Below are 23,235 nucleotides of genomic sequence, written 5' to 3' on the forward strand. Positions count from 1 at the left end.
TCCCTTGACCACTCTGCTGACATAACTATTACCAGCATAAACTTCCATTTAAAGGCTAAAAATAAACATGTGAATACTCGCCGTTACTATCACGCTATTTCTTATGATATTCAGTGATGCAGATCAATCTTATAATTCATTGACCCCGTGAATAAACCCCCTCACACTATCACTTAAATAGTTTATTTTCATCCTAAAATTATTATATAGCCAATATTTAAACGTATGGTTTTCATCGCTATCCGACAAACCTCTCTTTAGTATAAGAACTCACGATAAAATAGTTAATTAATGTTATTTTCTACTTCATCCCCTGAAATGAAACCATAGAAGCTATATTCTCATAATGAAAAGGCATTGCAGAATGACAAATAAAGCGGATTTTATACCGCTGACTGAGGTGACAATGCGGGCAACTGGATGCACTCTAAGGGTTTCTTAAAAAAAAACCCGCCTTATGGCGGGTTCTCGCTTTTCTGGGTTTGAAAGCTCCATCGAACCGTGTTCGATGCGTCGGCCATCACCCCCTCCCACTTATTTACCTTTCAACATTGAAGGCGCATAACCGAACTTGCGCTTGAACGCCTTACTGAAGTGAAACGAATCAAAAAAATTCAGCATATCGGCCACTTTGCTTATGCTGTAACTCCCCTGCTGTAACAGGGACAGCGCCAGATCAAGACGCGCATCCAGATAGTAGGCTTTAGGGCTTTTCCCGGTGTATTTCATAAATAACCGCCGGAGATACTGTTCGCTGCACTGCATCCATGCGGCCATCTCATCGACCGTCCAGCGCTTCTGAATATCGGTATGCAGTTGGGACAGCAACTTCTCTATTTTAATCAGACTGTCTTCTTTGGTTCCCGCCTGCACAATCAGATAGACCCATTGATAAATCAACTTCGTGATAAAGGCAACGGCCAGGCTGTCACTCAACGAATCCTCAAGGCCAATTAAACGGGTCACCTCGCACAGATCTTTATTAAATACTTCACCATTATAAATAACGGCTTTCTGAGATAACGGGATTCTCATGGCGCCAGTGGGAATAAACTCCATCCAGTACTGCTCCCAAATCAAGCCGTCACAATAATATGACTGTATCTCGGTGGGTTTTAAAAATATGACGCAATTGCCGTGCAGCGTAATATGGGAACGATCGCGCAGGATTATTTCCCCACAACCTTGCAGGGTATAGACCACCACCCAGGAGTTCTCAATCAATGGTTTCTTTTTATCACGCGGCCAGACCACCTGATAACTCTCATCCGCCAGGGTATGCCAGAGTGAGATCAGTGTTATCCCGCTTGAGATCACATTTTCGTGAATAACCAACGGAATATTATAGGTTGTTTCGCTTTTTACATCACAGAGACTCTTTTTTCCATTCATTTATATTCCCCGTTAGCGTCTGATGCTCACACCGAGCGGTTTTCATTTATCAGCCTGTTAAACCGCCTGGTCAATACCCTCTATCGAAAATAGCCTGTCGCCCTGCAGACGCGCCACTCTATGTCAGCACATCGCGCACCAGGGCATCATGATAAATAAGGGCAGTGAGATGAACATTCAGCAAATTGTGAGTTTCTTCGCTTTTACCCTTCTGGTGGCGTTTATTACCTGGTGGAAATTGCGGAAAGCGGATACCGGTTCGCAACAGGGTTATTTTCTTGCCGGGCGCTCACTGAAAGCGCCGGTGATTGCCGCCTCCCTGATGCTGACCAACCTCTCTACCGAACAACTGGTGGGGTTAAGCGGCCAGGCGTATCACAGCGGTATGTCGGTAATGGCATGGGAAGTGATTTCAGCCATTCCCCTTATTTTTCTGGCGCTGATTTTCCTGCCGAAATATCTGCAACGCGGCATCGCCACCATCCCGGATTTTATTGAAGAACGCTATGACAAACCCACCCGCATTATTGTTGACTGCTGCTTTCTGGTGGCGACCGGTATCTGCTTTCTGCCCATCGTGCTCTATTCCGGTGCACTGGCGTTAAACAGCCTGTTCCATGTCGCCGAATCACTGCACATTTCTCAGGGTACGGCCATCTGGTTGATGGTGGCGCTGCTGGGGCTGGCCGGTATCGCCTATGCGGTGGTGGGCGGGCTGCGAGCCATCGCCGTGGCGGATGTCATCAACGGGGTCGGCCTGATTATTGGCGGCCTGATGGTGCCGGTGTTCGGATTAATGGCGATGGGCAGCGGCAACCTGCTGCGCGGCATTGAGCAGCTCACGACGGTGCATAGTGAGAAACTGAATGCGATTGGTGGCAGCAATGACCCGGTGCCGATTGGCGCAGCGCTGACCGGCCTGATTCTGGTGAACACCTTTTACTGGTGCACTAACCAGGGGATTGTGCAACGCACGCTGGCCTCCAAAAGCCTGGCCGAAGGGCAAAAAGGCGCGCTGCTGACGGCGGTACTGAAAATGCTCGACCCGCTGATCCTGGTTCTGCCGGGGCTGATCGCGTTTCACCTTTTCCAGGATCTGCCGAAGAATGACATGGCCTACCCGGCGCTGATCAATAAAGTGATGCCCCTGCCGCTGGCCGGCTTCTTCGGCGCAGTGCTGTTCGGGGCGATTATCAGCACCTTTAACGGTTTCCTGAACAGCGCCAGCACCCTGTTTAGCCTGGGGATTTACCACCGCATCATTAACCAGGACGCCTCGTCCACGCAGTTAGTCAGCGTCGGGCGGAAGTTTGGCTTCGCTATTGCGCTGGTTTCCGTGCTGGTCGCCCCGTGGATCGCCAACGCCCCGGAGGGCCTGTATAGCTGGATGAAGCAGCTGAACGGCATCTATAACGTGCCGCTGGTGACGATCGTCATCATGGGCTTTTTCTTCCCGCGGATACCGGCCATCGCCGCGAAAGCCGCCCTGCTGTTTGGGATTTGTAGCTATATCATCATCAACTATCTGGTCTCGTTCGAGATCCACTTCCTTTATGTGCTGTTTTTTACCTTCTGTATCAACGTATTGCTGATGCTCACCATCGGCTTGCTGAAACCGCGTGCGACGCCCTTCAGGTTCCAGGATGCGTTCGCCGTGGACAGAACCCCCTGGCGTGACGCCCACATCGCCTCAGTGGGCGTGCTGTTCGCCATGATCGGCGTGTACGCCGGGCTGGCCCAGTTTGGCGGCTATCACACCCGGGCGCTCACCATCGTCAGTTACGGCATCGTGGCGGCGGTCGTGGTGTATCTGATCTATAGCAGCCGGCGTCAGCGCCGGGCCGGCCTTGTTATCTCCTCTTCTGCCCTTAAGGATAAGTAATGGATCGTCCTAACATCCTGTTTATTATGACCGATACCCAGGCCACCAACATGGTGGGCTGCTACAGCGGCAAACCGCTCAATACCCAGCATATCGATAACCTGGCCGCAGAGGGCACCCGCTTTACCTCGGCCTATACCTGCGCCCCGGTGTGTACCCCGGCCCGCGCCGGGCTGTTTACCGGCATCTATTCAAACCAGTCCGGGCCGTGGACGAATAACCTCGCGCCGGGCAAAAACATCGCCACGATGGGGCGCTACTTTAGTGATGCAGGCTATAAAACCTGTTACATCGGCAAGTGGCATCTGGACGGGCATGACTACTTCGGCACCGGCATCTGCCCGCCGGAGTGGGACGCGGAGTACTGGTTTGACGGGGCGAACTACCTTGCCGAATTGAGCGAAAAGGAGATCGGCCTGTGGCGCAATGGGTTAAACAGCGCCGACGATCTGCGGGAACACCAGATCGATAAAACCTTCACCTGGGCGCACCGTATCAGCAACCGGGCGATCGATTTCCTCGCCCGGCCGCAGCGTCTCGACGCCCCGTTCCTGATGGTGCTCTCCTACGACGAACCGCATCATCCGTTCACCTGCCCGGCGGAGTACATTGAAAAGTATCAGGATTTCTATTACGACCTGGGTGAGAAAGCATTTGATGATCTGGCGGACAAACCGCTGCACCACCGTTTATGGTCGGCGGCGATGCCTTCGCCGGTGGGCGCGGATGGGCGCTACCATCACCCGCTCTATTTTGCCTGCAATGATTTTGTCGATGATGAAATCGGCCGCGTGCTGGCGGCGCTCACGCCTGAGCAACGGGCGAACACCTGGGTGGTGTACACCTCCGATCACGGTGAAATGATGGGTGCGCACCGGCTTATCAGCAAGGGGGCCGCCATGTATGACGATATTACCCGTATCCCGCTGATTTTCCGGCCACCCACGGGCCAGGCGGTTCCCGCCCGGGTGGATACGCCGGTCAGCCATATCGATATTCTGCCGACGCTGCTGTCGCTGGCGGGCATCACTCAACCGGAGAGTTTGCCCGGCGACAATCTGTTTGCCGTGGATGATGCGCGCGGCGTGATGGTGGAATTCAACCGTTACGAAATTGAGCATGACAGCTTTGGGGGGTTTATTCCGGTGCGCGCCTGGGTAACGCCCCGCTTTAAGCTGGTCTTGAACCTGTTTACCAGTGATGAGCTGTATGACCGGCAACATGATCCGGACGAAATGCACAACCTGATTGACGACCCGGCCTGCGCGGCTCAGCGTGATGCACTGCATGACGAATTAATGGATTACATGGATAAGATCCGCGACCCGTTCCGCTCTTATCAGTGGTCATGCCGCCCCTGGCGCACAGGCGCGACACCGCGCTGGATGGGTGCATTCCGCCCGCGCCCGGCCGATGGCTACTCGCCGGTGGTGCGTGATTACGACACCGGGATGCCGACGCAAGGGGTCAAAGTGGAAGAGAAGAAACAGAAATTCTGAGGTGCGCCCTTCACCTCAGGGGCGCCCCTCAGGCAACACCGCAAAGGAAGCACGATGAAAATAGCAACTGTGGGCGAAGCGCCGGATTACCGCTTTTCCCTGGCGAATGAACGCACCTTTCTGGCGTGGATACGTACCGCGCTGGGCTTTCTGGCGGCGGGTGTCGGGCTGGATCAGCTCGCGCCCGGTCTCGCCACGCCACTGCTCCGCGAAGCCCTGGCGCTGCTGCTGTGCCTGTTTTCCGGAATAGTGGCGATCTATGGCTATGTCCGCTGGCTGCGTAATGAAAAAGCGATGCGGCTGAAACAGGATTTACCCTATACCCGCGGCCTGCACATGATCAGCCTGGTCATGGCTGGTGTGGCCGCCCTTATGGTGGGGCTGGTGCTGTATGCCGGATAAACGGATGCAACGGCGCACGCAGGATCCGGGTTTACAGCCGGAGCGCACCTCTCTGGCGTGGTTTCGCACGCTGCTGGGTTATAGCGCCCTGCTCGCCCAGGCACTGCGCCACAGTCTGCCCTTTGCGGGGTGGATTTTCTGCCTGGTATTTATGGGGTGCTCGGCGGCGGCGATGGTCATTTATTACTACGCCCGGCAGCGCAATCTGATGGATACCGCAGCCGGTGATATTACGGCGGCGTGCGCGGTACGGGCAAAATGGCTTATCGCCCTGGCGGTAGGCGGCCTGGCGCTGTTGTTTGCAGCGTCACACTTACGTCAGCTTGTGCTGCTGTGGAGGATAACGGAATGAGGAACCGCAAGGAGAGTGCGCGCGGGCGCGGATGCCATGTGATGGCGAAACCCATGAGTTCACGCTGCAACCTCCGCTGCCGGTACTGCTTTTATCTTGAAAAACCTACGCATCCGGTCATGGATGACGCCACGCTTGAAAGGTTCATCCAGCAGCATATTGCTGCACAACCCGGCGAAGTGGTTGAGTTTGCCTGGCAAGGCGGGGAGCCGACGCTGGCAGGGTTACCCTTTTATCAGCGTGTGGTGGCGCTGCAACAGCGCTACGGCGCAGGCAAACAGATCCGGAACAGTTTGCAGACCAACGGCATCCTGCTTAATGACGCCTGGTGCCGCTTCTTACGGCAGCAGGGCTGGCTGGTGGGCATCTCCCTCGACGGCCCGGCCGATCTCCACGACCTTTGCCGCCGCACGCGCAGCGGAAAACCGACCCATCACCGGGTTATCGCTGCCATCCAGCACCTGAACGCGCACCAGGTTGAATTCAACCTGGTGACAGTGATAAACCGGCACAACAGCCGGCAACCGGCGCGTCTCTACCGCTACCTGAAAAACCTCGGTACCCCGTTTCTGCAATTTATCCCTCTGGTGGAGCAAGATGAAACCGGCGCTGTCACCCCTGACTCTGTGCCGCCAGAGCAGTGGGGCGATTTTTTGACAACGGTGTTTGACCTGTGGGTGCAGGAGGATATCGGGCGGGTGTTCGTGCAACTCTTCGACTCCACGCTCGGCGTGTGGAGCGGTTACCCCGCGCAGATGTGCGTCTTCAGCAAACGCTGTGGCCACGCCTTTGCGCTTGAAGCCAATGGGGATCTCTATCAGTGTGACCATTACGTTTACCCGGCGTACAAACTGGGCAATGTGCATCGTCGTTCACTTCATGAGATAAACCAAAGCCAGGCCGCCATCCGGTTTGGTGAAGATAAACATCGTCTGTTAGTGCAGGCGTGCCGGGTCTGCCCGGTGCAGCCTTTATGCCGGGGCGATTGCCCTAAACACCGCTTGCATCAGGGGAAAAGCTACCTCTGCGCGGGTTATTTTCGTTTTTTCACCCACAGCGCGCCCTATATGGCCCTGCTGCGCGACCTGATTGCGCAACGCTGCCCTCCGGCAGAATTGCGTTCGGTAATGCATGCGTTAGCCTCCCGGCGTCTCCGGGAGCAGGCCAACGGCTGAGCGCCCCTTTCCCCCCTCCTAAGGCCTCTGCCCCGTAAGGTCTTTGACTTTTTCTGCCTTATCCCCGCCTGCCTCTTCCCTCTTGTCACACTTCCGCGCCATTATCGTTATCCCTATTGCTCAGCAGAAGGCAGACCCCATCATGTCGGAAAACAGCTATCAGCCCCCAAAAGTCTGGACCTGGAACCAAAGCGATGCCGGAACGTTCTCGAACATCAACCGGCCCATCGCCGGGCCAACCCATGACAAAACACTGCCGGCAGGCAACCACCCGTTGCAGCTTTACTCGCTGGGCACGCCGAACGGCCAGAAAGTGACGATCCTGCTGGAAGAGTTGCTGGCGCTGGGCGTCAGCGGCGCGGAATATGATGCGCACCTGATCCGTATTAACGAAGGCGACCAGTTCTCCAGCGGTTTTGTCGAGGTGAACCCTAATTCCAAAATCCCCGCGCTGTTGGACAACTCGGCTACCCCGCCGGTGCGTGTGTTTGAGTCGGGCGCGATCCTGCTCTATCTGGCGGAAAAATTTGGCCACTTCATCCCTGAAGATCACGCAGGCCGCACCGAAACCCTGAACTGGCTGTTCTGGCTGCAAGGGTCTGCACCCTATCTGGGCGGCGGTTTCGGGCACTTCTACAACTATGCACCGGTAAAAATTGAATACGCCATTAACCGCTTCACGATGGAAGCCAAACGCCAGCTGGACGTGCTCAACCGGCAACTGGCTGACCACCGCTTTATTGCCGGTAATGACTACTCGATTGCTGATATCGCCATCTGGCCCTGGTACGGCAGCCTGGTAAAAGGCAGTGTGTATAACGCCGCCGAGTTCCTGGATGTGAGCGCGTACCCGCACGTGCTGCGCTGGGCTGATGAGGTGGCAGAACGCCCGGCGGTGAAGCGCGGCCGCATCGTTAACCGCACCTGGGGCGAGCCCTCTGAGCAGTTGCATGAACGCCATGATGCGTCCGATTTTGAACTGCGCACCGAAGACAAACGCAACCCGTAATCTGCGGCCGCGTCACGGGGCCGGTGCACCACCGGCCCCCCTCTTCACGCCAGGTATTTCCTGAACCAGTCAATCGTCCTTGTCCAGGCCAGATCCGCTGCCGCTTTGTCGTAACGCGGCGTTGAATCATTGTGGAAGCCGTGGTTTACGCCGGGGTAGACATAGCCCTCATAAGTTTTATGGTTGGCTTTCAGCGCGGCCTCATACGCGGGCCAGCCCTCGTTGATGCGTGAATCCAGCCCGCCAAAATGCAGCAGCAACGGTGCCTGGATGCGCGGCACATCCTCGGTTTTTGGTTGCCGGCCATAGAACGGCACCGCCGCCGCCAGCTCCGGGTAGGCCACCGCCGCCGCGTTTGCCACACCACCGCCGTAGCAAAAGCCAGTAATGCCGACTTTCCCGGTGGTCGCCTCGTGGTGCATCAGGAACTCTATCGCCGCAAAAAAATCGTTCATCAGTTTGGTGGGGTCAACCTGCTGTTGCAGTTCCCGGCCCTTCTCATCATTGCCGGGGTAACCGCCTACCGAACTCAGCCCGTCCGGCGCCAGGGCAATGAACCCGGCTTTTGCCACGCGCCGCGCCACGTCTTCGATGTAGGGGTTCAGCCCGCGGTTTTCATGCACCACTACCACCGCCGGCACCTTCGCGGCAGCCTTGGCCGGTTTCACAAAATAGCCCTTTACGCTGCCGTGCCCGTTGGGCGACGGGTAGTGGATATATTCCGGCAGAATGTCGGGATCGGTGAATTCCACCTGCTGCGCAAACGCATAGTTCGGCGTCAGCAGCGTGCCGAGTGCCACGGCGGACAGGCCTCCCACCACAAATTTTGACGCCAGATCGAGAAACTCGCGTTTGCTGATTTTGCCGTGCACATAGAAATCGAAGTATTCGAGCAGTTCAGGCGGGAAATCTTTTGCAGTCAGTCTGGTCATAAGGCGGCCCTTTTTCGTCAGTGGTGGTGAAATAATGGCCTGTGATAGCACATTTTTCCTGCTGATTGGGGTTTATCACGATACCTGACCTTGCCTGCGCTGCCCCGTATTTCAAATCTGCTACACCGGTCATGCCGATCTGCCGATTTTTGCCATCTGTCAGGGGCAAATGGCAGCCAGATGAAGGTGATTTCGCGCCGGGTGCGTCATGTTGGCAACCAAATAACAGAAACCTCTCTGTTTATTAACATGACGATAAAATATTGTTTACGGAGATCCTGCCATGTCCCCAGTTCAGCAACAGATGTACATCAACGGCCAGTTTGTGGAGAACCGCAGCGATAAGTGGATTGAGGTGATCAACCCGGCCACCGAAGAGGTGCTCTCGCGGGTGCCGGAAGGCAGCGCCGAGGATGCACGCCGCGCCATCGATGCGGCCGAGGCGGCCCAGCCGGGCTGGGAAGCGCTGCCTGCCGTGGAGCGCGGTAACTGGCTGATTAAAATCGCTGCCGGCATCCGTCGCCGCGAGCCGGAACTCACCGCCACCATCGTGGCCGAGGGCGGAAAAACCCAGGCGCTGGCGCAAACCGAAGTGCTGTTCACCGCCGACTATCTGGAGTACATGGCCGGCTGGGCGCGCCGCTATGAAGGGGAGATCGTGCAGAGCGATCGCCCGAATGAAAATATCCTGGTGTTCAAAAAAGCGATTGGCGTGACCACCGGCATCCTGCCGTGGAACTTCCCGTTCTTCCTGATCGCCCGCAAAGCCGCACCGGCACTAGTGACCGGCAACACCATCGTGATCAAACCCAGCGAACTAACGCCAAATAATGCGGTGATCTTCGCCGAAATCGTCGATGAAGTCGGTTTACCGGCTGGGGTGTTTAACGTGGTGACCGGTTACGGCCCGGTGGTTGGGCAGGAGCTGGCGGCTAACCCGAAAGTCGGCATGGTCAGCCTCACCGGCAGCGTGAATGCCGGTATCGCCACCATGCAGGCGGCCGCCAACAACGTCACCAAAGTGTCGCTGGAACTGGGCGGCAAAGCCCCGGCGATTGTGATGAACGATGCCGATCTCGATCTGGCAGTGAAAGCGATTGTCAGCTCGCGCGTGATCAACACCGGGCAGGTATGTAACTGCGCCGAGCGCCTCTACGTGCAGGAAGGGGTGTATGACGAATTCGTGGCGCGCCTGACCGAGGCGTTCCGCCAGGTGAAAGTGGGCAACCCGGTCGAGCAGGCCACGCTGGACATGGGGCCGCTGATCACCCGCGCCGCGCTGGAACGCGTGGAGCAAAAAGTCGCGAGCGCCGTGGAACAGGGCGCAAAAGTGGAGATTGGCGGCAAACGCATCGGCGATCGCGGCTTCTTCTATGAGCCGACGCTGCTGACCGGCGTGCGCGCCGATATGGCGGTGATGAAAGAGGAAACCTTCGGCCCGGTGCTGCCGGTAATGGCGTTCTCGACGCTGGAGGAGGCGATCGCGCTGGCGAATGACAGCGACTATGGCCTGACCTCGTCAATTTTCACCCGTGACCTGAATGTCACTATGAAGGCGTTAAAAGGGCTGAAGTTCGGCGAAACTTACGTGAACCGTGAGAACTTTGAAGCGATGCAGGGGTTCCATGCCGGCTGGCGTAAATCGGGCATCGGCGGCGCGGATGGCCGTCACGGGCTGGAAGAGTATCTGCAAAGCCATGTGGCTTATTTACAGTATGAATAACAAAAAATAAGGCGTGGCACGGGCGGTTTTGCGCCCGTGCCGCAGCGGCTTAACCGGGGTAAATACCGCGATCTTTACGCGCCATCAGGATGCGTTCACAGGCGACAATGTAGGCCGCGGTGCGCAAACTGCACCCCTTCTCTACTGCCTTCTCCCAGACGTGCACCATCGCGTCGGTCATGATCTTGTCCATGCGCACGTTGATCTCCTCTTCACTCCAGAAGAAGCTGGCCATGTCCTGCACCCACTCAAAGTAACTCACGGTCACGCCGCCGGCGTTACACACCACATCCGGCACCACGGTGACGCCGCGCGCTTTCAGGATGTCATCCGCTTCCGGGTAAGTCGGGCCGTTCGCCCCTTCCAGCACCAGTTTGCAGCGCAGCTTCTCCGCCCGCTCGCGGGTGATCTGCCCTTCCAGCGCGGCCGGGATGAAGATGTCCATCTCCACTGACCAGAAGGCTTCACTGTCGATTTCTTTCGCACCCGGGAACCCGGCAATCTGCTTGTGTTTGTGCTGCCAGTCGCTCAGCGCATGCAGATCAAGGCCGTTGGCGTTGAACAGCGTGGCGGTATGGTCCTGCACCGCCACCACGCGCGCACCTGCTTCCACAAACAGACGGGCCGCTTCACTGCCGACGTTACCAAAGCCCTGCACCGCAACGTTTGCCCCCTCAATCCCGATGCCCGCCCGGCGGGCGACTTCTTTGCCGGTCACGAACACGCCGCGGCCGGTGGCCTTTTCACGCCCCAGTGACCCGCCCAGGTGGATCGGCTTGCCGGTCACCACGCCGGTGATGGTGGTGCCGTGGTTCATGGAGTAGGTGTCCATCATCCATGCCATGACTTTCGGGTTGGTGCCGACGTCCGGCGCGGGGATATCTTTCTGCGGCCCGATAACCAGCCCGATTTCACTGGTGTATCGGCGCGTCAGGCGCTCCAGTTCACCGTCAGACAGGGCGAACGGATCGACGCGGATGCCGCCCTTCGCGCCGCCATACGGCAGGTTGACCGCCGCACATTTGATGGTCATCCAGGCGGAGAGCGCCATCACTTCATTCAGGTCCACATCCGGGTGGTAACGGATGCCGCCCTTGCCCGGCCCGCGCGACAGGTTGTGCTGAACGCGGAAACCTTCAAAGTGGCGGATGGTACCGTCATCCATTTGCAGCGGGATGTCGACAATCAGGGCGCGTTTGGGGTGGCGCAGGGTATCAATCCAGCGTGACAGGTCGCCGAGGTAGGGTGCGACGCGATCAATTTGTTGCAGGTAAGTGGACCAGGCTGATGTGCTGCTTTCAGACACGTAAGATAGCTTTTCCATGACAAACCTTTTTAAACAAAGTTATTTGTGTTGTTAAACCGTGGAAGTGACCTGCATATCACTATGCGCTTTTACTCTAGCACCAAAAAATAACCGGGAAATGTTTAATTCAGTGCCGATCTTTTTTTTCCGCCGGTTTATTCATTTACGCAATGAATAATTAATTAGCTTTTTATACCCCCATAGGGAAAGCATTTTTATGCATGTTTTATGCAGTTAAAGTGCATAAACCATGAATTTTTCCTATTTATCAGAAGCTTGAATGTGATCAAAAAGTGAATTTTTTGTCGGGAAGTGTGTTGACAATGTTATGGCGTGCCGCCAGCATTGAGGTCAATCACTGACCGGCCCCCCTGCCGATACAGCGCGATAATCCGGGAGAAAAACCCTTTATTTCTATCATGTTAACCATGTAAGGCCGCCCCACATCTGCCGATCGCCGGCAGGGGATGATGTTAAAAACAGCGTCCGGGGTGTAAACAACGTGTTTCCGTATTAACCAGGACTTTTCCCTTAGCAATTAAGGGGCGGGATGGCTTTGTCTAAAAAAAGATAATGGGAGAGAAATGTTATGGCTGAGAAAATTACACGCGACTGGTTTGATCATTATATGGTGCCCTGTTTTGCCCCCGCGCCGTTTATTCCGGTCAGGGCGGCGGGTTCCCGCGTCTGGGATCAAACCGGCAAAGAGTATATTGATTTAGCCGGCGGCATTGCCGTGAACTCCCTGGGCCACGCCAATGCTGACCTTGCCGCCGCGCTGGTGGAACAGGCCGGGAAGCTCTGGCACATCGGCAACGGCTACACCAACGAGCCGGTGTTGCGGCTGGCGAAACGGCTGGTTGACGCCACCTTCGCTGACAAAGTCTTTTTCTGTAACTCCGGCGCGGAAGCCAACGAGGCGGCGCTGAAGCTGGCGCGCAAATATGCCCATGACCACCACGGCGCGCACAAGCATGAAATCATCGCCTTCACCAACTCCTTCCACGGCCGCACGCTGTTCACTGTCACGGTAGGCGGACAGCCGAAGTACTCCGCCGATTACGCCCCGCTGCCGCCGGGCATTACCCACCTGCCCTACAATGATCTTAAGGCGGTGGAGAATCATATCTCTGACAACACCTGCGCGGTGATTGTGGAGCCGATTATCGGCGAAGGCGGCGTGATCCCGGCTGACCCGGCCTTCCTCAAAGGGCTGCGCGCCCTGTGTGATAAACACCAGGCGACGCTGATTTTTGATGAAGTGCAGACCGGCGCCGGGCGCACCGGCGCGCTCTACGCCTACCAGACCTATGGCATCGAGCCGGACATCCTGACCAGCGCCAAGGGGCTGGGCGGCGGGTTCCCGATTGGCGCGATGCTGACGAAAGAGGCGTGGGCACAGGTGTTCCAGCCCGGTACGCACGGCACCACCTTCGGCGGCAACCCGCTGGCGGCCACGGTGGCAGACAAGGTGCTGTCACTGCTGGATGCCGATGTGTTGCAGGGGGTGCGCGAGCGTCACGACATGATCGTCAGCCGCCTGGAACAGCTGAATGCGCGTTACGGGCTGTTCAGCGCGGTGCGCGGCAAAGGGCTGCTGATTGGCGCGGCGCTGGCGGAACGCTGGCACGGCAAGGCGAAAACCCTGACCAATCTGGCCGCCGAAGAGGGGCTGATTGCGCTTATCGCCGGGCCGGATGTGCTGCGTTTCGCCCCGGCACTGGACATCAGTGCTGAGGAGCTGGACGAGGGCTTTGCCCGCCTGGAACGCGCCGTTGCCCGGTTTGTGTGAGACGTTGAGGAGCCTGCCATGATGCTGTTTCGCCCGGTCAGAGAGACTGACCTGAACGATATCCTTGACCTTTCCGCCCGTGCGGGCGTGGGGCTGACCTCGCTGCCGAATAACCCCGACCGCCTGCGCGCCCGGATTACACGCAGCCTCGAAACCTTCGCCGGGCTGCGCCCCAAATCACAACAGGGGTTCCTGTTTGTGCTGGAAGATACCGAACTGGCCAAAGTGGTCGGCGTCAGCGCCATTGAAGTCGCCGTGGGGCTGGATGAGCCGTTCTACAATTTCCGCATCCAGCGCACCGTGCGTGCCTCGCGTGAGCTGGGCGTCTACAAGAACCTCGACACCCTCTATCTGAGCTATGACCACACCGGCCACAGCGAACTCTGCACGCTGTTCCTTGACCCGGCCTACCAGCGCAACCGCAACGGGCTGTTCCTCTCCAAGGCGCGTTTCCTGTTTATCGCCGCGTTCCGCGAGTTCTTCTCCTCGCACCTGTTCGCGGAGCTGCGCGGCGTGGTGGACAACGGCGGCCGCTCGGCGTTCTGGGATGCGCTCGGCCACCACTTTTTCGAGATCCCCTTTGCGGAGGCGGATTACCTCACCGGCATCGGCTCCAAAACCTTTATCGCTGAGCTGATGCCCTCCTACCCGATCTACATCTCGCTGCTGCCGGAACCGGCGCAACAGGTGATTGGGCAGGTACACCCGCAGACCGCCCCGGCGCGCGCCATTCTGGAGCGTGAGGGGCTGACGTGGCGCGGCTCGGTGGACATTTTTGACGCCGGGCCGGTGCTGGAGGGCGAGACTGACGCCATCCGCGCGGTGCGCGCCAGCCGCGTGTTGCCGGTACGCCATGGTGAGCCGGCCACCGCCGGAGACACGCTTTGCATCGTGGCTAACCAGCACTTTGAGGATTTCCGCGCCCTGCTGATTGAGGCCGACACCGACGCCCCGGCGCTGGATCTCACCGGCCCGATGATTGACGCGCTGCACCTGGCCGACGGCGATGCCGCCCGGCTGGTCAGCCTGCTGCCTGAGGAACTGCCCGTATGACGCACGCTGCACACTTTATCCAGGGAACCTGGCAACCGGGCAGCGGCCCGCGTTTCAGCAAGTTTTCCCCCAATGACCAACAGGTGCTCTGGCAGGCGCACAGCGCCGGGGCGAAAGAGGTTCAGGCCGCCTGCCGCGCCGCCCGCGAGGCGTTTTACGGCTGGTCGCACCGCCCTGCCGCCCAGCGCATCGCGATGGTTGAGCGCTTCGCCGCGCTGCTGGCCGACCACAAAGAGGCGCTGGCGCGGCTGATTAGCCAGGAGACCAGCAAGCCGCTGTGGGAAACGCGCACCGAGGTGCAGGCGATGATCGGCAAGGCCGCGATCTCCATAGAGGCCTGGCAGAGCCGCACCGGCGAGCGCGAAACCGCAATGCCGGACGGCAAAGCGCTGCTGCGCCATAAACCGCACGGCGTGATGGCGGTGTTCGGCCCCTACAACTTCCCCGGCCACCTGCCTAACGGCCACATTATCCCGGCGCTGATCGCCGGCAATACGCTGGTGTTCAAGCCCAGCGAACTGACCCCGGCTACCGCCGAACTGACGGTGCGGCTGTGGCAACAGGCCGGGCTGCCGGACGGCGTGCTGAACCTTGTCCAGGGCGGCAAAGAGACCGGCAAAGCGCTGCTGGAAGACGCCGACATTGACGGCGTGCTGTTCACCGGCAGCGCGGCGGCCGGGTTCCACTTCCACCGTTACCTCGCCGGGCAGCCGGAAAAAATGCTGGCGCTGGAGATGGGCGGCAACAATGCGCTGATTGTGGATGGCGTGGACGATCTGGACGCAGCAGTGCATGTGATTATCCAGTCCGCCTTTATCTCCGCCGGGCAGCGCTGCACCTGCGCCCGCCGCCTGCTGGTGAAAGCCGGGCCGGAGGGGGATGCGCTGATCGCCCGGCTGGTGGAGGTGAGCCGCCGGATCGAGGTCGGCCACTGGAATGCAGAGCCGCAGCCGTTTATGGGCGGGGTGATCTCGTTGCAGGCGGCGGAGTCGATGTTGCAGGCGCAACAGCAGTTGCAGGCGCTCGGCGGCCGTTCGCTGCTGGAGCTGACCCAGCCGGACGCCAACGCCACGCTGCTGACGCCGGGGATTATTGACGTCACCGGGCTTGAGGTGCCGGATGAGGAGTACTTCGGCCCGCTGCTGTCAGTTTCGCGCTACACCACCTTTGACGAGGCGATCCGCCTCGCCAACGCCACGCGCTACGGGCTGGCGATCGGCTTGATCTCGCCCGATCCGGCACGCTTCGCCCAGCTGGCGGATGACGCCCGCGCCGGGATTGTGAACTGGAACAAGCCGCTGACCGGCGCCTCCAGCAATGCGCCGTTCGGCGGCGTCGGCGCTTCCGGCAACCACCGGCCAAGCGCCTATTACGCGGCTGACTACTGCGCCTGGCCGATGGCTTCGCTGGTCAGTGACCAGCTGGCGCTGCCGGGCACGCTCAATCCCGGTTTGAAATTCTGATCCGCCACCACGCAGAGGGTTGTTATGTCTGGTTATGAAGCAAATTTCGATGGCCTGGTCGGCCCGACACACCACTATGCCGGCCTGTCGGTGGGCAACGAGGCGTCGCTGAACAATAAAGATGGCGTCTCCAACCCGCGCAAGGCGGCGTTGCAGGGGCTGGAGAAGATGAAAGCGTTGGCGGATACCGGGTTTGTGCAGGGCGTGTTGCCGCCCCACCCGCGCCCGAATGTCGCGGCGCTGCGGGCGCTCGGCTTTGGCGGCAGTGATGAGCAGATGCTGCAACAGGCGGCCGCCTACTCGCCGCAATTGCTCTCGACGCTCGGCTCCGCATCAGCGATGTGGACGGCCAACGCCGCCACCGTGTCGCCGTCAGCCGACAGCGCGGATGGCCGCGTGCATTTCACCGTCGCTAACTTAAATAACAAGCTGCACCGGTCGCTGGAAGCGCCGACCACCTCGGCGATCCTGCGCGCCACGTTCGCCGACGACGCGCACTTCTGCCACCACCACGCGCTGCCGCAGCACGGCGATTTTGGTGATGAGGGCGCGGCCAACCATAACCGTTTCGGCGGTGACTACGCGACGCCGGGCGTACAGATGTTTGTGTATGGCCGTCGCGCTTTCGGCTCCGGCCTGCAACCGCAGCGCTACCCGGCGCGCCAGACGCGGGAGGCGAGCGAGGCGGTGGCGCGGCTGCACCAGCTCAACCCGGAGCGGACGCTGTTTGTGCAGCAACACCCGGCGGCCATCGACAGCGGCGTGTTCCACAACGACGTGATCGCCGTCAGCAATAAAAACGTGCTGTTCCACCACCAGCGGGCGTTCGTCGATCAACCCACGGTGCTGCGCACGCTGGGCGAAAAAATGGCGGCGCTGGGGCAGGATTTCATCAGCCTTGAGGTACCGGAAGCGCGCGTCAGCCTGGCGGACGCGGTAGCCTCCTACCTGTTCAACAGCCAGCTGCTGAGCAAACCGGACGGCAAGATGCTGCTGGTAGTGCCGGAGGAGTGCCGCCAGCGGGAGAACGTCTGGGCCTGCCTGAATGAACTCACGGCGGCGTCCGGTTCGCCGGTTAATGAAGTGCGGGTGTTTGACCTGCGCGAGAGTATGCGCAACGGTGGCGGCCCAGCCTGCCTGCGGTTGCGGGTGGTGCTGAACGAGGCGGAGCGCGCCGCCGTCAACCCCGGCAGCCTGCTGGATGACGCGCTCTACCAGCGGCTGACGGCGTGGGTCAACGCCCACTACCGCGACCAACTGCTGCCCGGCGACATGGCCGATCCGCAACTGCTGCGCGAAGTCTATGTGGCGCTGGACGAGCTGTCGCAGATTCTGCGCCTCGGCACCGTGTATGACTTTCAGCGCTAAGGGGGCGACATGCAGCCATTAACCGATCAACTGTTGCACTGCACCCTGCCCGATCTGCCCCTGCCCGCCGCCCTTCACCCGCGCTGGCTGGCGGAGGGCGTGCTGGAACTGCGGCCGGAGCACGCCCGGCGGGCGGTAGTGGTGTCTGCGGGCATCCACGGCAACGAGACCGCGCCGGTCGAGCTGCTGCTGGCGTTGGTGGCGGCGATCGGTGCCGGGACGCTGTGCCCGGCGACTGACCTGCTGCTGGTGTTCGGCAATCTGCCGGCGATGCGCGCCAACCGTCGCTACCTGCACCATGACATGAACCGGCTGTTCGGCGGCCGCCACCGAACTGCCCCGCGCAGCCATGAGGCGACGCGGGCGGCAGAGCTGGAAGCGGTGACCGCTGCGTTTTTTGAGCACACCACTGCCCCGGCAGGTGAGCGCTGGCATCTGGATATGCACACCGCGATCAGGGGTTCGCTGTATCCGCAGTTCGCGCTGGTGCCTTTCCATGCGCATGCGTACTCACCCGCCTTTTTTGATCTGCTGGCGGCGGCGGAGCTGGATGCGGTGGTGCAGCACACCCAGGTGGGCGGCACCTTCAGCCACTTCGTCAGTGAGCAGTTCCAGGCGCAGAGCGTGACGCTGGAGCTGGGCAAGGCGCGGCCGTTCGGCCAGAACGATCTGCCGCAGTTCGCGCCCACCGGCCGGGCGATCCGTGCCCTGATCACCGGCGCGCCGCTACCGGAGCGGCAAAAACCGCCGGTGCATCACTTTACGGTGGCGGAGAGCATCATCAAAACCAGTGAGCAGTTCACCCTGAACCTGCCGAATGAGGCGGAGAACTTCACCTGCCTGCCGCCCGGTTATGAGATCGCCGCCCAGCCGGATCGCCGCTGGGTCGTCAGTGACACGGCACGGCATATCCTGTTCCCCAACGCCGGGGTAGCAACGGGCCTGCGGGCCGGGATGCTGCTGGCACCGGGTGCGCCGCGCCTTTCCCTATCAGAGTGACAGGACCCCTATGACTGAAAAAAAATCACAACGGCCACACACCCCGGCCGGGGATCAGCACGGCCCGGAGACCCTGCACCGCGGCCTGAGCGCCCGCCACATCCAGCTGATTTCCCTGGGGGGTGCCATCGGCACCGGCCTGTTTATGGGCGCCGGGAAAACCATCGCCGTCTCCGGCACGTCGATCCTGATCACTTATGTGGTGGTCGGCTTCTTTATGTTTATGGTGATGCGGGCGATGGGCGAGCTGCTGCTCACCAGGCTGGAGTACCGCTCGTTTGCGGATTTCGTCTCGGACTATCTCGGCCCTAAGGCCAGCTTTTTCCTCGGCTGGTCTTACTGGCTGAGCTGGGTGGTGACCTGCATCGCGGATGTGGTGGTGTGCGGCGGGTATGTGCAGTACTGGCTGCCGCACCTCTCGCCGTGGATCCCGGCGCTGTTCACGCTCGCGTTGCTGTTCCTGTTTAACCTGCTGTCAGTGAAGATGTTCGGCGAAGCGGAGTTCTGGTTTGCCCTGATCAAGATCATTGCGATTGTCGCGCTTATCGTCACCGGCATCTGGATGGTTGCTACCGGCTGGACGTCACCAGACGGCGTGCGTGCCTCGCTCGGCAACCTCACCGATACAGCGGTGTTTATGCCGCACGGCGTGGTGGGGTTTTTTGCCGGTTTCCAGATCGCGATTTTCTCCTATACCGGCATTGAGCTGCTGGGCACCATGACCGCCGAGACGCGCGAGCCGGAGAAGATTCTGCCGAAAGCGATCAACGCGATTCCGCTGCGCATCATTCTGTTTTATGTGCTGTCGATGGTGGTGATTATCGCCGTGACCTCGTGGCAGCACATCTCGCCCGACACCAGCCCGTTCGTCACGCTGTTTGCCAAAGCGGGGCTGCCGGCCGCGGCGGCGGTGATTAACTTTGTCGCGCTGACCTCGGCGATGTCGTCGGCCAACAGCGGCGTCTACTCCAGCACCCGGATGCTCTACGGCCTGTCGATGGAGAAGCACGCGCACTGGCAGTTCCGGATTCTGTCGCGCACCACGGCCATTCCGGTACGCAGCCTGATCTTCTCTATCTTCTGTATGCTGAGCGGCACCCTGCTGCTGTTCCTGGTGCCGAACGTGATGACGCTGTTCACCATCGTCTCGACGCTGGCCGCGATTCTGGTGATCTACAGCTGGGGGATGATTCTGGTGGCCTATCTGGTCTACCGCAAGCGCAGCCCGGAGCTGCACCAGCAGGCGATTTTCAGAATGCCCGCCGGTATTTTCCTCTGCCGCCTGAGCTTGCTGTTTTTCCTGTTTTCGCTGGTGATCATGGTGTTCGACCCGGACACGCGCATCGCGCTGTTCTCGATGCCGCTCTGGTTCATCCTGCTGGCGGTTATCTGGCGGATTAAGGTGAAACGGGAAAACACGAAGCTGTATAGGCTGGAAGGGAATATGTAGGGGGCGGGGAACATCCCCATAAAAAAGCCGCCCACATAGGGCGGCCATTTAATTAGGTTACGGTATATTAAATAGCCGTCAATTCCAGCCGCTTACCAAGCGCAAGCAGCGCTTTTTGGATCGTATCGATCTTTGTCGTGTGATGCAGATCGAAGATACGTGTCACCTCTTGCTTTTTAGTTTTCATGCGGCTTGCCAGTTCAACCTGAGTCAAGCCATCATCAATAAAGGCATTAAGCAGCAGGACTTTAGCAGCAACGCTTAACGGCACCTCTACAAAATCGCCGGTGACTGTACTCGGGGCCGGTACTTTTTGATTATCCTCAAAATAAAATTCAAAGGCAGTGACCAGCGCATCCAGCCCCATTTCCAACGCTTCCTCGCGCGTGTCGCCCTGGGTCAGCGCCTCCGGTATATCCGGGAACGACACGACGTACCCGCCATCACACGGCTGTAAATCAATGGGATATCGCATAGTGATTAAGTGAATCTCCGCGAGTACCAGCCCCGAAGGGCTGGATTTTTATAGGCCAAGCTGCTTGATGATGGCCCTTCGCAATGGCTCTTTTAACTCAGCGCCGGGATGCCGGGGCATTACACTCCGTTTACCCTGGTATCTCAGTTTCAAATGGTTTGTGCCGTTTGAAATCTCCACCCCTGAGATTCAAGCCACCGCCTGAACTCGCTTTGCTTCACCTCTCCTCCTGTCTGTTGAACACGCAAAGATAGTAATCAAAAATGCTTACCTAGTCAACATTTTTGCTTACCTTAAAGGGGTGCTATGATGTATTACCCTGGAGGTTTACCGATGGTGATGCTGAAATTCTTAACCTGGAGGATTACCACTAATGAGAATGGCCAACCCCGCCCATCCTGGCGAAATCATTGCTGAAGCGCTGGAGGACATGAATGTCAGCCTCCGTCAATTTGCGAAAGCGATGGAGATCGCGCCTTCCACGGCCAGCCGGTTAATTTCCGGGCATACTACCGTCACGCCAGAAATGGCCCTTAAACTTTCCGCCGTAATTGGCAGCACGCCGGAAACCTGGCTAAAAATTCAGGCCACGTATAGCCTCTTTATCGCCAGACAGCTAACAGATGTCAGCCATTTACACAGGCTGGCTTTCGCCTGAAGGCGAGAAGTTATCCCCGCGAAAGCGGGGGAAGACATGGTCAGTACAAAACTGAGCAACCGGCGACACGGTTTATCCCCGCTCTCGCGGGGAACACTCCGTGAGGCGCTCCTCATCGCCCTCCAGCCCCGGTTTATCCCCGCTCTCGCGGGGAACACTTACTCCAACCAACCGGAGAGGGAGTGATGAACGGTTTATCCCCGCTCTCGCGGGGAACACCTCCGATTTCGCAATCCTGCCGTGCAAGTCGCCGGTTTATCCCCGCTCTCGCGGGGAACACTCTTCGGGCATTCCATTGATTCTCTGCACCTTTTTCAGGCGAAAAAATTCTACCAAATTTTCTTTGTTTTTTATGAGAGCTAAGTCATTGATCCTGTAGGACGTTAAAAATCCGGTATTCCCTTTTCCCGTTTTCACCGGCCGGAAAAAGAAAAACCCCGGCGGGCCGGGGTTTTTAGCGTGTGGAGGCGAGCATTACTTCTCTTTGGCGGGGAACAGCACGCTGGCGAGGATGCCGAGGCCCAGCACAATCAGCACGATGTAGAGGCTGGTATTGATGCCAATCTCGTAACCGTGGTGCCAGAGGTGATCGCTGGCATTCAGGCCGAGTTTGAAGGCGATGAAGAACAGCAATACCACCACCGCTTTCTCCAGATGGGAGAGGTAGCGGCGCAGCGCTTCCAGCACAAAGTAGAGCGCGCGCAGGCCAAGGATGGCGAACATCATCGCGGAGTAAACAATCAGCGGCTCACGGCTCACGGCGATCACCGCCGGGACGCTGTCAAAGGCGAACATCACGTCCGACAGTTCGACTACCGCCACACACAGCAGTAGCGGCGTGGCGTAGCGTGCGCCCTTCTTCACCGTAAAGGCGAAGCCCTTGTTCTGCGGCTTCTCCAGCTCGGCGGTCACTTCGCCGGCTTTCAGCAGGAAACGGTCACCGGCCAGTTTCGGCCACACCGGGAAGAAGCGGCGTACCAGACGGTTGGCGAAGTGATCGGAGTAATCGTCGATCTCTTCATCATCTTCACCGGAACGCAGCATCATCACCGCCGTCCAGGCGACGATCACCGCAAACACCATCTCCACCCACGGCCCCAGTGACAGCAGCGCGGTGCCGAAGGCCACAAAAATACCGCGGAACACAATCGCCCCAATCACGCCCCAGTAAAGCACGCGGTGGCGCAGGCCATCCGGCACCTTAAACCAGGCGAAAATCGCCATCATCACGAACAGGTTGTCCACCGACAGCACTTTCTCCAGCGCATAACCGGTAATAAACAGGTTCGCGACGGCCGCACCATGGTGAATATAAAGAAAACCGGCGAAACCCAGGGCGGTAGCCACCCAGAAAATCGACCAGCCTACCGCGCTTTTCAGGCTGATGGCGTGGTTACCACGGTGGGCAAACAGGTCAATCAGCAGCGCGGCGACCGACAGGCCAACAAATACGCTGACCGTCTCCAGAGGAAAACCAATATGAACAGACTCCATTATCTCTTCTCAACTCAATATGTTACCTGAAACGGTAACCAGGTTAGTTTTTATAAGTGTGCCGCGGCATTGTGCGCGACGTCACTATTTTAGCAGCAGCGCGCCGATCATCAGACATAAACAACATGAAACTATCAACGGCATAAAGGGGGATGCAGAGGGGAAGGCCTGCCGCGCGTCAGTTAACGGCCGCAGGCCGGGCAATCAGAGGTTTTTCAGCGCCTTCACGGTCTCTTCAATATCAATCTCCAGCTCGGAGAAAGTGAAGGTTTTATTCTGGAAGGTGGTGACGTTCAGCATTTCCAGCGGGCGGGTTGCGCCTTTGTCGGCCTCTTGTTTCGGGCGGATGCGCTCCATCAGCAGCCCGGCAGAAAGCACCGCGTTCTCTTTATCAATCTGCGCCTCAACCGGCACCTGTTTGGTGAAACGGTTGAACGACTTGATGCTGGTGATTTTGATGCGCTCACCGGCAATGTGGATGTATTTGCTCTCTACCGCCACTTTCACCGCATAGGCCGACAGCCCTTTGTTATTGGTGGTCGGCTCAAACGTCACGGCGGCATTCTTTTTCAGCAGCTCCGGATTCGCCACTTTGACAACGTGAAAATACCGGTTGTCGCCGTTTTCATCTTTAATAAATCCGAATCCTTTGTCTTCGAAATATGTCGTAATTGTACCGTGCATCATAGTTACCGCCTGACCTGTCAACAAAACGCCTATTTTAGTCGAGCCACACGCAGAAGTCGCCTGCTTTACCGCACTTCCTGCCCGGTGCGCGGCCATAAAAAAACGGCCTCCGGGGAGGCCGTTT

Annotated in this window: 20 protein-coding genes and 1 pseudogene; 14 read left to right on the plus strand and 7 right to left on the minus strand. The window is 58.5% G+C overall.

The features are described from left to right. Positions 1–534: 534 nt before the first annotated feature. Positions 535–1,392: a helix-turn-helix transcriptional regulator gene (locus CYR55_RS14270; protein WP_101816888.1), complete on the minus strand. Its 858-nt coding sequence runs from the start codon at positions 1,390–1,392 to the stop codon at positions 535–537. A 169-nt stretch (positions 1,393–1,561) separates the two neighbouring features. Here CYR55_RS14270 and CYR55_RS14275 point away from each other — a divergent pair, with 169 nt between their 5' ends. The 6 genes from CYR55_RS14275 to yghU all read left to right on the plus strand — a co-directional run bounded on the left by CYR55_RS14275 (position 1,562) and on the right by yghU (position 7,711). After that, complete coding sequence (locus CYR55_RS14275) at positions 1,562–3,274, plus strand: solute:sodium symporter family transporter (protein ID WP_101816890.1); 1,713 nt, start codon at positions 1,562–1,564, stop codon at positions 3,272–3,274. Further along, a complete protein-coding gene (locus CYR55_RS14280; protein WP_101816892.1) occupies positions 3,274–4,773 on the plus strand; it encodes a sulfatase-like hydrolase/transferase in 1,500 nt (499 codons plus the stop codon). Before CYR55_RS14275 ends, CYR55_RS14280 begins: the two co-directional genes overlap by 1 nt. A 54-nt stretch (positions 4,774–4,827) precedes the next feature. After that, positions 4,828–5,175, plus strand: coding sequence for a YidH family protein (locus tag CYR55_RS14285; RefSeq protein WP_101816894.1), 348 nt, complete (start codon positions 4,828–4,830; stop codon positions 5,173–5,175). Beyond that, positions 5,165–5,527 (plus strand): DUF202 domain-containing protein, encoded by a 363-nt coding sequence (locus CYR55_RS14290; protein WP_101816896.1) that lies wholly within the window; start codon positions 5,165–5,167, stop codon positions 5,525–5,527. Before CYR55_RS14285 ends, CYR55_RS14290 begins: the two co-directional genes overlap by 11 nt. Continuing rightward, positions 5,524–6,702, plus strand: a complete 1,179-nt coding sequence (locus tag CYR55_RS14295) for an anaerobic sulfatase maturase (protein ID WP_165699600.1) — start codon at positions 5,524–5,526, stop codon at positions 6,700–6,702. The genes CYR55_RS14290 and CYR55_RS14295 overlap by 4 nt, the downstream gene beginning before the upstream one ends. A gap of 142 nt (positions 6,703–6,844) precedes the next feature. Continuing rightward, entirely contained in the window at positions 6,845–7,711 is an 867-nt protein-coding gene (gene yghU, locus CYR55_RS14300; RefSeq protein WP_101816900.1) for a glutathione-dependent disulfide-bond oxidoreductase, read from the plus strand. Between the two features lie 44 nt (positions 7,712–7,755). Here yghU and yghX read toward each other — a convergent pair whose 3' ends face one another. After that, positions 7,756–8,643 (minus strand): YghX family hydrolase, encoded by an 888-nt coding sequence (yghX, locus tag CYR55_RS14305; protein WP_101816902.1) that lies wholly within the window; start codon positions 8,641–8,643, stop codon positions 7,756–7,758. 283 nt (positions 8,644–8,926) lie between these two features. On the opposite strand from yghX, the gene aldA reads away from it, so the two are divergent. Further along, a complete protein-coding gene (gene aldA, locus CYR55_RS14310; protein WP_101816904.1) occupies positions 8,927–10,366 on the plus strand; it encodes an aldehyde dehydrogenase in 1,440 nt (479 codons plus the stop codon). A gap of 49 nt (positions 10,367–10,415) precedes the next feature. On the opposite strand, the gene CYR55_RS14315 is transcribed toward aldA, so the two are convergent. Beyond that, positions 10,416–11,690: a Glu/Leu/Phe/Val family dehydrogenase gene (locus tag CYR55_RS14315; RefSeq protein WP_101816906.1), complete on the minus strand. Its 1,275-nt coding sequence runs from the start codon at positions 11,688–11,690 to the stop codon at positions 10,416–10,418. A gap of 571 nt (positions 11,691–12,261) precedes the next feature. Here CYR55_RS14315 and CYR55_RS14320 point away from each other — a divergent pair. The 6 genes from CYR55_RS14320 to CYR55_RS14345 are packed head-to-tail and all read left to right on the plus strand — an operon-like array spanning position 12,262 to position 19,797. After that, on the plus strand, positions 12,262–13,464 hold the full coding sequence (locus CYR55_RS14320; RefSeq protein WP_101816908.1) for a bifunctional succinylornithine transaminase/acetylornithine transaminase: 1,203 nt from the start codon (positions 12,262–12,264) through the stop codon (positions 13,462–13,464). A 21-nt stretch (positions 13,465–13,485) separates the two neighbouring features. Further along, positions 13,486–14,517 carry an arginine N-succinyltransferase gene (astA, locus tag CYR55_RS14325; protein WP_241522161.1) on the plus strand — a complete coding sequence of 344 codons (1,032 nt, stop codon included), beginning with the start codon at positions 13,486–13,488 and terminating at the stop codon, positions 14,515–14,517. After that, positions 14,514–15,980 carry a succinylglutamate-semialdehyde dehydrogenase gene (gene astD / locus CYR55_RS14330; RefSeq protein ID WP_101816912.1) on the plus strand — a complete coding sequence of 489 codons (1,467 nt, stop codon included), beginning with the start codon at positions 14,514–14,516 and terminating at the stop codon, positions 15,978–15,980. Before astA ends, astD begins: the two co-directional genes overlap by 4 nt. Before the next feature lie 24 nt (positions 15,981–16,004). Further along, positions 16,005–17,348, plus strand: a complete 1,344-nt coding sequence (gene astB, locus CYR55_RS14335) for an N-succinylarginine dihydrolase (protein ID WP_101816914.1) — start codon at positions 16,005–16,007, stop codon at positions 17,346–17,348. A 9-nt stretch (positions 17,349–17,357) separates the two neighbouring features. After that, positions 17,358–18,347, plus strand: a complete 990-nt coding sequence (gene astE, locus CYR55_RS14340) for a succinylglutamate desuccinylase (protein WP_101816916.1) — start codon at positions 17,358–17,360, stop codon at positions 18,345–18,347. A gap of 10 nt (positions 18,348–18,357) precedes the next feature. After that, positions 18,358–19,797, plus strand: coding sequence for an amino acid permease (locus CYR55_RS14345; RefSeq protein WP_101816918.1), 1,440 nt, complete (start codon positions 18,358–18,360; stop codon positions 19,795–19,797). A 67-nt stretch (positions 19,798–19,864) separates the two neighbouring features. Here CYR55_RS14345 and CYR55_RS14350 read toward each other — a convergent pair whose 3' ends face one another. Beyond that, complete coding sequence (locus CYR55_RS14350) at positions 19,865–20,272, minus strand: type II toxin-antitoxin system HicB family antitoxin (protein WP_101816920.1); 408 nt, start codon at positions 20,270–20,272, stop codon at positions 19,865–19,867. Positions 20,273–20,320: 48 nt separating this feature from the next. Then, a pseudogene (locus CYR55_RS14355) lies at positions 20,321–20,493 on the minus strand (type II toxin-antitoxin system HicA family toxin). Positions 20,494–20,645: 152 nt separating this feature from the next. Between CYR55_RS14355 and CYR55_RS14360 the strand changes: the two are divergent. Next, entirely contained in the window at positions 20,646–20,930 is a 285-nt protein-coding gene (locus CYR55_RS14360; RefSeq protein ID WP_101816921.1) for a HigA family addiction module antitoxin, read from the plus strand. A 474-nt stretch (positions 20,931–21,404) separates the two neighbouring features. Here the strand turns inward: CYR55_RS14360 and CYR55_RS14365 are convergent, their stop codons facing one another. Together CYR55_RS14365 and CYR55_RS14370 are read right to left on the minus strand one after the other, a co-directional pair. Further along, a complete protein-coding gene (locus tag CYR55_RS14365) occupies positions 21,405–22,424 on the minus strand; it encodes a TerC/Alx family metal homeostasis membrane protein (protein WP_101816923.1) in 1,020 nt (339 codons plus the stop codon). 204 nt (positions 22,425–22,628) lie between these two features. Continuing rightward, positions 22,629–23,108, minus strand: coding sequence for a cold shock domain-containing protein (locus CYR55_RS14370; RefSeq protein ID WP_101817010.1), 480 nt, complete (start codon positions 23,106–23,108; stop codon positions 22,629–22,631). Between the last annotated feature and the right edge of the window lie 127 nt (positions 23,109–23,235).

Origin of the sequence: Chimaeribacter californicus (assembly GCF_002858675.1) — a bacterium.
In the GTDB taxonomy this organism is placed as follows: domain Bacteria; phylum Pseudomonadota; class Gammaproteobacteria; order Enterobacterales; family Enterobacteriaceae; genus Chimaeribacter; species Chimaeribacter californicus.